Origin of the sequence: Faecalicatena faecalis (assembly GCF_012524165.2) — a bacterium.
Taxonomy (GTDB): Bacteria; Bacillota; Clostridia; order Lachnospirales; family Lachnospiraceae; genus Faecalicatena_A; species Faecalicatena_A faecalis.
In genome coordinates this window covers 17,842-29,057 of sequence record NZ_JABACJ020000037.1, presented here as the reverse complement: position 1 = coordinate 29,057, position 11,216 = coordinate 17,842, and the positions used below count along the sequence as shown (strand labels likewise).

The 11,216-nt window shown below is 44.4% G+C and carries 9 protein-coding genes and 2 pseudogenes; 2 read left to right on the top strand and 9 right to left on the bottom strand.

Annotation, left to right across the window (positions count from 1 at the left end; all coding sequences use genetic code 11):
• Position 1: 1 nt before the first annotated feature.
• From HGO97_RS22415 to HGO97_RS22395, 5 genes and pseudogenes are all read right to left on the bottom strand, one after another.
• Positions 2-955, bottom strand: a complete 954-nt coding sequence (locus HGO97_RS22415; protein WP_216245382.1) for a hypothetical protein — start codon at positions 953-955, stop codon at positions 2-4.
• A 3-nt stretch (positions 956-958) separates the two neighbouring features.
• Positions 959-2,416: pseudogene (locus HGO97_RS22410) on the bottom strand (YodL domain-containing protein); the annotation flags it as partial.
• Positions 2,392-3,192, bottom strand: a pseudogene (gene mobQ, locus HGO97_RS22405) (MobQ family relaxase); the annotation flags it as partial. The pseudogenes mobQ and HGO97_RS22410, both read right to left, overlap by 25 nt.
• Positions 3,193-3,450: 258 nt before the next feature.
• Positions 3,451-4,743, bottom strand: a complete 1,293-nt coding sequence (locus HGO97_RS22400; protein ID WP_216245381.1) for a tyrosine-type recombinase/integrase — start codon at positions 4,741-4,743, stop codon at positions 3,451-3,453.
• A gap of 87 nt (positions 4,744-4,830) precedes the next feature.
• Positions 4,831-5,448, bottom strand: a complete 618-nt coding sequence (locus tag HGO97_RS22395) for a helix-turn-helix domain-containing protein (RefSeq protein ID WP_216245380.1) — start codon at positions 5,446-5,448, stop codon at positions 4,831-4,833.
• Between the two features lie 174 nt (positions 5,449-5,622).
• Here HGO97_RS22395 and HGO97_RS22390 point away from each other — a divergent pair, with 174 nt between their 5' ends.
• Both HGO97_RS22390 and HGO97_RS22385 read left to right on the top strand, forming a co-directional pair.
• Entirely contained in the window at positions 5,623-5,856 is a 234-nt protein-coding gene (locus tag HGO97_RS22390) for a helix-turn-helix domain-containing protein (RefSeq protein WP_027089873.1), read from the top strand.
• Positions 5,857-6,525: 669 nt separating this feature from the next.
• Positions 6,526-7,839, top strand: a complete 1,314-nt coding sequence (locus HGO97_RS22385; RefSeq protein ID WP_330654331.1) for a MobA/MobL family protein — start codon at positions 6,526-6,528, stop codon at positions 7,837-7,839.
• 117 nt (positions 7,840-7,956) lie between these two features.
• Here the strand turns inward: HGO97_RS22385 and aac(6')-Im are convergent, their stop codons facing one another.
• The 4 genes from aac(6')-Im to HGO97_RS22365 form a co-directional block, all read right to left on the bottom strand.
• The gene (gene aac(6')-Im, locus HGO97_RS22380) at positions 7,957-8,493 is read right to left on the bottom strand and encodes an aminoglycoside N-acetyltransferase AAC(6')-Im (RefSeq protein WP_216245379.1); all 537 of its coding nucleotides are present in this window, start codon (positions 8,491-8,493) and stop codon (positions 7,957-7,959) included.
• A gap of 43 nt (positions 8,494-8,536) precedes the next feature.
• The gene (locus HGO97_RS22375; RefSeq protein WP_216245378.1) at positions 8,537-9,436 is read right to left on the bottom strand and encodes an aminoglycoside phosphotransferase family protein; all 900 of its coding nucleotides are present in this window, start codon (positions 9,434-9,436) and stop codon (positions 8,537-8,539) included.
• A 203-nt stretch (positions 9,437-9,639) separates the two neighbouring features.
• On the bottom strand, positions 9,640-9,879 hold the full coding sequence (locus tag HGO97_RS22370; protein WP_216245377.1) for a DUF6061 family protein: 240 nt from the start codon (positions 9,877-9,879) through the stop codon (positions 9,640-9,642).
• 279 nt (positions 9,880-10,158) lie between these two features.
• The gene (locus tag HGO97_RS22365) at positions 10,159-10,992 is read right to left on the bottom strand and encodes a methyltransferase domain-containing protein (RefSeq protein ID WP_002592690.1); all 834 of its coding nucleotides are present in this window, start codon (positions 10,990-10,992) and stop codon (positions 10,159-10,161) included.
• Positions 10,993-11,216 lie beyond the last annotated feature (224 nt).

The window sequence follows — 11,216 nt, the reverse complement described above, 5'->3', positions numbered from 1 at the left end:
CTCATACCTCCATATCGTGATTTTTTGTTTTTGCCGCCGCCTTTTTCGGGGCGGTCTTTGCCTTGTCTGCTTTAAGCTGCGCCCGGATAGAGGGGCGGGGCTTCCTTATCTTCCTGTCCCGGTTCTCCCCCTTGTCAATCAGCGCATACGTCCCATGTCTGCCCTCGATTTTGGAAAAGGCAAGGGTCTTGTAGGGCAGCATGGAGAAAAGGCGGTCAGTGTCCTTTGTGGCTGCAAGCTGCATGAACGCCGGGGAAAGCTCTACCATGAAATGGGTCTTGTTGGGGCTGTTCGGCGTGTCGTGCCACTTCATTTCCCGTACAATGCGCCGCGCTTCCGTTTCAATCAGCCCGTCCCGCAATGCGGCGATATGCGCCTTGAAATCCCCCGGCGGAAGCTGCTCCCGGCTGCGCCGTTCTTCCTGTAAGAGCGATTGCAGCGCGTCCGGGTCGTTGGGTACGGCTTCAAAGCGTTCAAACTTTCCAAGCTCATAATCGGGATTGCCGTTGAAAAACTGTCCGGCGGGTATCTCCCGTTCCCCATGCTCATAAATCAGCTTCACCGTATCGGCGGGCAGCTCCTTTTCCTTGACGCGCTCATAATGTTTAGCGTAGTCCAGTTCGTACAGATTGCCCTTGATTTTCCCGCGCTCCGTCCCCGTTAGCTCGATTGCATAGGCAAGGACGCGGTCGCTCGTCTGCTCCATGTAGAAACGCCATGTGTTGTGGGGCGCGGTGTCTTTGAGGAAAACGTCGCGCTCCCGGAAGCAATGCGTCCCGGACGGGCGGCAGAACCACAAAAGGGTCTTGTCCTCCTTGCGGGGGCTTGCCGCCGCCTTTGCGATAATCTCCTTGTCAATCTCCAAGTCGCTCTGGTAAAAGCCTGTGTTCTGCTTCATAACCGCATTGAGGGAAGCGAACAAATCCACGTTCTCAAATTTACTCTGTTTCGGCATGGGTCAGCTCCTTTCCAAATCCTGTAATTTCTGCTTTGCGTTTTTCTTCTGCGCCTTTTCCTTGTCAGCCCTAAGCTGCGCCCGGATAGAGGGCTTCTTTTCCGGCTTCGCTTCCTTGCCGCGCTCTTTGTCGGCTTTGACCGCGTTAGCCAGGTCAACAAGGGAAATTGTTTCTCCCGCCTTAACCTTTGCTTCCAGTTCGTCAACGGTAGGGGTGTTGTTGATGATACCGTCAAAGTTGTTGTCGTTCTGCTCTACGGTGTCCTCGATATGCTTCAAGGGGTTTGCCTTTTCCGGCTGCTCTGCGGCAACAGCAAACGCCCGCGTCCCGTTCCCCATAATCAGATACTTTCCGTCGTCCGACTGGTGGTGAAAGCCATATCCGGCGGCTTCTATCTGCTCCCGGCTCATGGCGGTCACATGGAAAGTCCCCCTCGGTGTCTGGATTGTTTCGCCCGTTGTCAGCTCGTCCGGGGTAAGCTGCTTCTGCTCCTGTAAAAACTCCGGCACTTGCCGGAAGCCTACGCTGTCAACGTAATGCGCGGTGTCCTGTCCGTTCTGATGAAGCACTACCACGTCCGAAACGGAAAGGCTGTGTCCCTTAAAATCTTTTGGGTGGTCGATATTGAAGCGGGTATAAATATCTTCAAGGGAAGTTTCCGGCGCAAGGGGCGCGGAATAGACAAGCTCATAGTTCGCTTTATCAACCACATTTCCCGCCGCCTGCAGGCGGTCGTAAGGCTCAAAGCGGAAGTCCCTTGTTTCGTCCCCGCCCTTTATCTGGTAAATGGAAAAGGTGTCCTTGTCCTGTCCGGTGGTCTGCGCCGTTTCCTGTGCCTTTGCGTAAAGCTGCTTTACGTCGCCCTCGGTCAGCTCGCCGCTTTTGAGCTGCCCCATAAGCTCGCGGCATTTCTCCGGCGTTCCCGTATAAAGCACGTCGCCCATTTTCGCCCGCCCGTTCTCCTGTGTCACATAGGCTTGCAAGAGGTGGCTGTTTTCCCGGCTGTCGCTGTAAGGGTTCCGGCGCACTCTGTAAATCGTTTCCGGGGTAAAGGCTTCTTTCGGGGCTGCTTCCGGCTTTTCTTTCCCGGCTGTATCTGCTTTTTTCGGGGCTTCCGGCTGTGGCGCGGCTTCTTGTCCCTCTCTGGTGGGCTGCTCCTGTCCGGCGGTCTGCTCCTTGTCCTGTGCCTTTTGCAGCTCCGCAAAATTCGCGTCTATGGAATTGATAATCTCGGCGGCTGCGCTGCGTATCGTTTCAAGGGAGCTTTTCAGCTCGGACAGCTCCCGCCCGCTGCTCCACCCGGCGACATAGCCGAAAGAATAGTCCGACGTGTCAAGCCCGTAATGTTGGCAGACGGTATAGGCGACGCTTTCCGCTTCGACTTCGCGGGTGCGGCGGTCAACGCGGGGTTGCTCGTCCTTTGGCGCGTTGAGGTCAATGTCGTGCAGCTTCGCATGAGCCGGTTGGCGGTTTTGATGTCCCGGTTCAGATTGCCGATGTTGGTCTGGATTCCTTTCTTCTCCATCTGGCAGGCGGCCGCTCCCATGTGGACGGTAGGGATTTGGTCAATCCCCTGTCGGGCATAGGAGCGCAGGTCAAGCCGTTCCGGGCGGTCATTGGCTTCCAGATAGCGGTTGGCCGTGTCCGCCCATCCCTGCCGCCAGATTTCGGCGTACTTCCGGTTGTTCCAGTCTACTGTGTTCTCCTTATGGCTTTTCCATCTGCCGGACGCAAGCCGGATGCGCTCCCCGTTCTTGTCAAGGTCGTACACTTTACGGCTCTTGGGGAGCCATTTGCCTTTTTCGTCCATCGCCCGCATGGTGAGCAGGATATGGGCGTGTGGGTTGCCGTCCCCCTTGTCATGGATGGCAAAGTCGGCAATCATGCCTTTGGAAACAAAAAACTCCCGGCAGTAGTCACGGATAAGGTCGGCGTACTGTCCCGGCGGGATTTCCCTTGGGATGGCAAGCACGAATCTCCGGGCAAGCTGGGAGTTCCATTGTTTTTCCTGCGCTTCGGCTGAGTTCCATAAAGTATTGCGGTCTGCAAACTCCGGCGGCACATGGGGCGGGAGCATGATTTCTTTGTGGGTGACTTCGTTCTTGTAGGGATAGTATTTCTGTTCCTGGTCATATTCAGAGAACAGCTTCTCGCCGCTCTGGTAGGCGGCGGCAGAAACAGCGGATTCATTGTTGATCCGCTTGATGATGGTGATTTTACAATGCGGGCATGGCAAGAGTACGTCCTCCTTTCTCCCGGATTCGGGGCAAAAAAATAGCAGGATACCTTTTCAGATTTCCTGCTTGGGTGTGCCGTTGATGGGCGGCGGGTTATTTAATTTTTTAATAGTTTGTCAATTCGACAAATTGAAATTTATTTAATTCCCTACCTAACTTTCCTTATTTCACAAGGCTTTCAGAGCCTCAAACTATGAAACTGTATGTATTTTCCCTTGTTTTTGCCCTTATGGGCAACTTACAAGGGAAATTTTTTCTTATTGCCCCACAACCTTATCCAAGAGCCTTGCGGAAGTCCGCTTTGCTTCCCTTGTGGCGTGAGCGTAAACATTCATTGTGGTACGCACATCGGAATGACCCAACAACTCCTGCACATCCTTTGGCTGTGCACCACTTGTCAGAAGATTGGTGGTGTAGGTGTGTCTTAAAGTGTGGAAGTGGAAGCCTTCCAACTCTGGAATCCTCCGGCTGGCACTCCTGCAAGCATTTTCTACTGTGCTTGGAAGCTCCAAACGCCCGTCCGACCTCAAACATACAAAGGAGATTTCCGTATAATCCTGCGGTACATCCTGTGTGCCATCAAGACTATAATACTCATAATGCACACGGTTCTTTTCCCGAACCTCTTTGTAATAGTTTTTGTGGTACAGTTGTCCGTACTGAAAGCGTTGCTTGTGTTGTTCCCTTTTAGCAGTTCTGAGAATTTCAGCGAGTGTATCGCCAAAGTCCACCACACGCACCTTTTTACGCTTTGTGGGACCAATCTCCGTTTTGTGTCTTGTTCCGTTGTAGCGGACACTTCGCCTTACAGTCAGATACTGTTCCTCAAGGTTAATGTCCTGCCATGTCAGTCCTGCAACCTCTCCCAGTCGAAGCCCTGTATAGTAGGCTATCTGCACCGGAAGGATTGCGTCCCTGCTTCTTTTGGAAAGTTCCTCCAACAGTTTCTGATACATTTCGTGCGTAAGCACCATTGCATTTGCGTCCGGCAGGTCATCCTCTGCAAATAAATCCACATCATCCGTTTTTCTTTTCAATACCACATACTGCATGGGATTGAAGGTTATAAACTGTTTGGGAAATACTGCAAACCGGAATGCCTGCTGTAACACAGCCGAGTAGGAATGCACATAATCCTTTGTGTAACCTTTGGAAACGAAGTTTCCGGCTGTTCCCCCAAAGGTAAGCAAATCCATAAACTGCTGTAAATGCTCCGAAGTGACTGTTTTCAGCTTGCGGTTGCCGATAGGGTGTTGCTTAATTCGGTTGACCGCCTGAAGATAATTACCAACCGTTCCATTGCTTAATGTGCCGACCTTCAATTCTTCCTCTGCCCAGATGTCGAGCAGTTCTCCAAGTGTGATATTGTCAGCCTTTGCAATGAATTTCTTGCTTTCGTAATCATCCATAGCCTGTCTTAATAGCTTTTCCGTTTCACTTTTGCTTTCCGTACCCGCAAATTCCTTTTGTACCAGATTTCCGCTGGCGTCCTCCACATAGAAGCGGTAGTACCATTTCTTTCCTTTTTTTCTTACAGAACCTTTTGCCATAATCGTTATTACTCCTTTCGATATTGGACAATCGGAACTGATGAAATGCTTCTTGCGTGTAAGTATATCATAACTCCGGTTGTCTAACTATACCGATTCGGAATCTTCCGATAAAAGATTTGCAAGCCTCTGTGTGGCTGTCTCCGGTTTCTTGGAATAGAGCCTTATCACATCTGCCATGTCATTAAAGGCATTGATACTGTGAGTAATTTCCCTAAGAAACATGATTTCGTTGTATTCCTTATTCGATTCAAAACCTATGGTGGCTGCTATGTCTGCATTCTCCGTGTTGCCCTTAAAGTTCTTGCAGGCAAACTGGAACGAATCCATAAACAACTCATACTCCTGTAACATCAGTAGCAGTAGGTCTTTCGAGAAGTCAGCTTCCTCATTATTTAGGTCAAAGGGTAAGCGGTTTAGGATACTGCTCATTGCATCACGAATCTGTAATTCCCTTTTATCCGTAATGTCTGTTTCGTATTCCTCTGCCTCTCCTTTGAGCCATTCCACAGATACATGAAGTGCTTCTGAAAGTCCATCCAGCACCAGTTTCTTGGTGTTGTCGATTGTTCCGGCTTCATATCTCTGAATAGTGGAAGCTGTCACTCCCATCTTTTCAGCAACATAAGGCTGTTTCAATCCTAATTCCAATCTTCGCTGTTTTGCCCTGCTACCGATTAGCTTGCGTAATTCTTTATCTTTCATCTTGATACGCCTCCTTTTTCGGTATGGTACTACTATAACATATATCTTTTATAATTGCAATGTGCAATTCAATAATTATTTTTAAAATTTCGTAACGCTTGACAAAAGGATATAAAAGGTTTATAGTAGGCTTAGTCAAAAATTGCATAATGCAATTCGCAAGGAGGTGATTCAATGACAGAAATGAAAATTGCCTTATCCATTGAGGAAGCCGCAGACTACACAGGTATCGGTAGAAACACACTCCGAGATTTGGTAAAGTGGAAGAAGCTCCCGGTACTTCAGGTAGGACGAAAGGTTCTGATAAAGACTGATATACTGGAGCAGTTCATGGAAGCCAACGAAGGCAGGGACTTGAGGGATAAGAATACTGTCAAAGCAGTTAGTCGAAAAACTGCTGTAACTTAAAAGGGTGGCTTCCTACGAAACCACCCTTTGGTATGTATCAGACCGAAGTCATGATATACCTACACGCAAATAGATTATATCATGTGCTTCCTCTGGTATCAACCGGAAATTTTAGGGAAAGGAGTTGAAAATTTATGAATAAGTGAGTGGTTTTCTTCTTTAAGAATTATTTCTTAGCAAGCCCTCGGCGTTTGAGAGCGAAATACACCCTTCGCACAAATCTTCGATTTGTACTCTGGGTATTTCGCCCTTGCAGGGAGCTTCTACTGCCGAAAGGCAGATGTGTTCGTAACCGGACACCTAAGTGTCCACTCACTTATATAATCCTTCCACCTCTTTCCCTAAGTAACATTTACGAGAGGAGGAAGCACTATCGAACGAAATTCATTTATTCAGATAAGCAAGCTCCACAATGTCCGTGGCAGGATTACTTATATATCCAGTCACGCCAAGCAGGAAAACCTATATGCGGTCTATGAAACCACAGACCGCCATTACTGGACGGAGCTTGCCAGATTTAATCAGCAGGAATTTCTAAAAAGCGGTACAGAGGGGAAATGTATCGAAGCAAGGGAACTGATTATAGCCCTGCCGGAATCCTTTCCCGACCTCTATGATCCCGACAGGCTGTTACAGATGTTTACCAACCGCTTTAAAGAAAAATATGGTGTGGAATGTGTATCAGCCCTGCACCATAACAAACGCAAGACCAACTATCATATCCATCTTATCTTTTCCGAAAGGGAGCTGTTACCGGAGCCCATAGAAAAGATTGCAACACGCACTATGTTCTACAACGAACAGAAAAAGCATGTACGCAACAAGAAAGAGATACTGGACGATAGTGGAAATGTCCGCAAGGGCTGTAAGATAATCAAAAAAGGCGAAGTTTATGAGAGAACCTTATTTACCGCCAAGAACAAGCTGTTCAAGCAGGAGCATTATCTGGACGAAGCAAAACGCTTCTATACCGACCTTATCAATCTTCTGATAGAGGACGATAAGAATAAACTCCATGTATTTGATAAAAACGGATTATACCTTGCCACCAAGAAAATCGGTAAGAATAATCCCAAAGCAGAACAGATAAAGGCAGATAATGAGGTGCGTATGCAATGGAATCACGAAGTAGATCGAGCCTTAGTCAGCCAAGTGCCGGAGGATGAGATACGGCAGATAAAAAAGGATTTTATCACAGACCGTATCCGTAGCTCCATCAAAGCATGGGGCAACTGTCCGGAACTGCTTGCCAATATCATACGAGGGGCAACCAACCGACTGGCACTTCTGATTCACGATATACTTACCGCCGCAAGGGAACTGAAAAACAAGCTGTTCTACGAAGCTCTTGAAAAAGAATATGGTAGCAAGGCTGTTACAAAAGCAGAGGACAAAGCAAGTGTTGTTACCGCTCCGGCTGCGGAAGAATTGACCGAGCCTGAGCCACCAGTGACCACAATTACCGAAACTGTACTTGAAACAGAGGCTACAGAACCGCCCAAGCCACAGATACCTCCAAGACCGGTTATGCCACCGAAAGCAGCCGCCTTCCCAATGCTTCAAAAAATCAAGATTACGCTTGATAAGCAAAATCATCTTATCTTTGAAGCAGAGCGTGAACGAAGTCAACTGGAGATTGAATTAAGCGATTTAAAGGGACTTGCAAGGCTTACCAAGAAAAAGGAGCTTGAAAGCAGAATTGCCACCAAAAACGAGGAAATCCGAACCCTCAAAGCCGGATTGTCCGGTATCGTCAGACAGCATGGATTTGCAACGGTACAGGATTTCTACACCGCATTCTATACCGCACAGCGTGCCATCGACGCATATCTGAAAGAATGTGCCAAGCGGGAAGAAGCCTACGGAGAGAAAGCAACTCCAAAAGCCGAGACTATGCACAACAAGATAAAGCGGTATCAGGAAAAGGCTGACAGGCTAAACGCCAACCAACCTTACCGAAGCAGAGATAAAGGGGCGAGATAATCGCCCCTTAACCACAAAATAGCCCTATCCATACACACAATGGATAAGGCTATTTTTAAATACATACTGTGCGTAGAACTGAAAGTTTGCATCCTGTGAAATTGTAATTCATTAGCATTACGCTCTCCATTCCATCAACACGCAATCTTCCTTCTTTCCTTCATGTAGCTCATGTTCAGGAAGCTCTTTAATAATTTGAAATCCTGCCTTCTGATATGCTCGTATTGCTCGCGGATTGTTTTTCCGTGGGTCAAGAATCACCCCATAGGCATCCATTTCCGTTCGTAGATATTGGCATACTACTCTGCAATATTCTGCACCGATTCCCATATTCCAATATTTTGGCTCACCGATGAATTGGTCCATCGCATAAATCTTTTCATCAGTCTTATGGTAATTATATTCATCAAAAAGTTCGTCTTGAACCCTATATATTTGTGCGTAACCAATGGGAATTTCATCGTATTCAATGATGACCCGATACAGTTCATCCGCCCATTGTTCAGTATAATGCTCACAAATCGTTTTCAGTGTATATTTCTTATCTCTACCGCCGTAAAATTCAAGAACACGGTCGTCTGTCAGCCATTTTAACATAAGAACTAAATCATCCTTGTTCATCGAACGAAAGGAAACTCGCTTTACTCCTGACATAATTCACCTCTATAATAATATAATCTCATAACATTTCTTCCTGCTAAAATGTAAACATTCCTGCTTGTGTCTGTAGTAATTCCGAAACACCCTTAATTAACATTTTCCTATCACTTCGTTCATAACCATAAATAATTTGGTCTATAGCCCAATACACATCATTAAACTCGGCTTTTCTTTCTGCCAACTCAGGATTTTTGTGCTGATAGTACCTCAAAACTCTTCTGCCAAAGTCTTTTCCAAAATCATCCGTACTACAATCCAACAAACACAAAAAATCATTATCTGGGTCACTAACTATAAAATCACCAAAATCAATAACTCCCAATAGTCTATTATTTCTAAAAATCATGTTACTAGCACTAAAATCATTATGTACCAGGCACGGGGTATATTCAAACAAGACGGTATTGTTCAATATGTTTGAGTATATTAACTCGATATATTCCTGAATATCAGCAGTCAATAACTGCTCCTTTTGTAAAATGCCGATAAGCAATTCTTTATCTTTCAAATACTTATCCTGCTTATTCTCCTGAACATCTGAAAACAAGTCAGCTGAACAATCAATCGCTATGGAATGTAACTCTTTCAAAAATGTTGCTTCGTCACTTGCAAGGGCATCTTTTTCTTTTTCACTCAGCCTGTGATACTGCTCATAAGCAATACGTTCCCCTTTAATATATTTCATAATATTAAATTGGTCACTTTGATACACTACCGCAGGGGTCTGATAAGATAAATTACAGTTTTCTAAAAACCGATACAATTCAAACTCTCGTTTCTGAGCAATTCTAACAGAATCTCGTTTTGGAACTTTCACAACATATTGTTCATTACACAAAAAAGTATCACTATCATCACCAGATGACAAATAACGGAACTCATTTATCTTTATCTGTTTATTCAAGAGCCTATATATCTCAGTGTCCAAATCAACCATTTAAGTCTCCTTTATACATACCACTATTTTTATATATTTTATCAATATTGGATTCTTCATCTACTTAAAGTCATAACAGAAACTTCAAATTTTCGCTCTCTATTGTACCACAAATATCCCTAATATTCCACTTATATTTTTCTTGATTATTTAAGGCGATTATTTAAGGCGGACTGCCCATTCTTAGCAATCCGCCTGTATAGTTACCACACCTCTAAACTGTCCTCTGCATCTATCCAAATTTGCATAGTTCCGTCAAGATAAAGTCTTGCATATTCAAGTGGATTATCTATTGCAAGGGCATTCAAAGCACACTCTGAATTAGGTGTGGTCTTCAATCCTTCCTCTGCTTTTGCACAGTCAATCCGTAAAATATATCCGGCATAAGTGCATATATCAATGCTGTTGTGGTAAATGTTGTAATCTGCGTATATGATATTCATTCAATCAACCCTCTTTTCTGTAAAATCTAAAAGCATTTCAATCAGTTCACACAGTCCATTCATATTGTATTATAATGTGTTATGTGATTTTGCTTCCCTTGTTTTTGCCCTTATGAGAGTTCGTAAATCCTTGTGGAACGATATAACACAAGGGAACACATAAGGGAAATCACACATACAGAAAAGTTAGTGTTTATAAGGGTTTTCCAAGAATTTAATAATAAATTATAACAGGTAATGAAACCCTTAAATTATGGGTTTGCACAATTGAAATTGAATTTATAATTTCCCTGCAAATATCTCTGCATCAATAGTGATTTCTTTTGTTTTTTTTAAATCTATTCCATCTTTATTTACACAAAACAGTAGTGGAGTCATATCCGCAAAGGTTTTTATTTCCTCGGATGTCATTGTATACGTTGCTGAAACTTTCTTGTGATAAACAACGGAATACTTCTTTTGGAAATAATCTACGACAGCCGCATTAGAATATTGATTGCTTTTCAATTGTTCTTTTGCCGTCTCTCGAAGCTCCTTAAGATGAGCATTTCCCGGAATTACCTTAATTACATAACCGCCTTCTTTCAAAACTCTGTTAAATTCGGAATAGTTAGCAGGAGTAAAAATATCTAATATGCAATCTATCCTTTTGTCTTTTATGGGCATTTCTTCCAAATTTCCCACAAACCATTTGATAGAATTACTGAAATCACTTTTTGCTGCAAGCTGAACAGCATCTTTAGAAATATCAAATGCAATAATTTCTTTATCACCTGATACTTCTTTTATCTGCTTTGAATAATATCCTTCACCGCAGCCAATATCAAGTATTGTATCAATGCTGCTAAAGCTTTTTATAAGCTGCACCACTTCATTCAGGATATGTGAATAATAGCCTTTTTCTAAAACCTCCCGCCTAATTTGAAAAGTCTCTCTGCTATAATGTTTTGAAGATTTTGTTCCTACAGCAAAGTTCACATAACCCGTTTTTGAAATATCGAAACAATGATGATTAGAACAAAATAAACTTTTTTGTTTCAATTTTAAATCTGTTTTACATATAGGACATTGAAAAACTTTTTCACTGTCACTAAATCTAAGTATTTTATTCATTATTCCCTCCGTTATTATATTACTTGCCCAATAAGCGAGCTATGCAATACGGATTCACCGCAACATAACCCGCGGTGTTATCTTAATCTCATATGCGCTGTCATATTCTCACCTCCAAACTCCGATTTGTCACCGGCTCCATTATACGCTATCTCATAAAAAAAGTATAGCCGAATTTCAGCAAACTTGTCAGATGGAAACAACTTGCAACGCAAGATAATTCC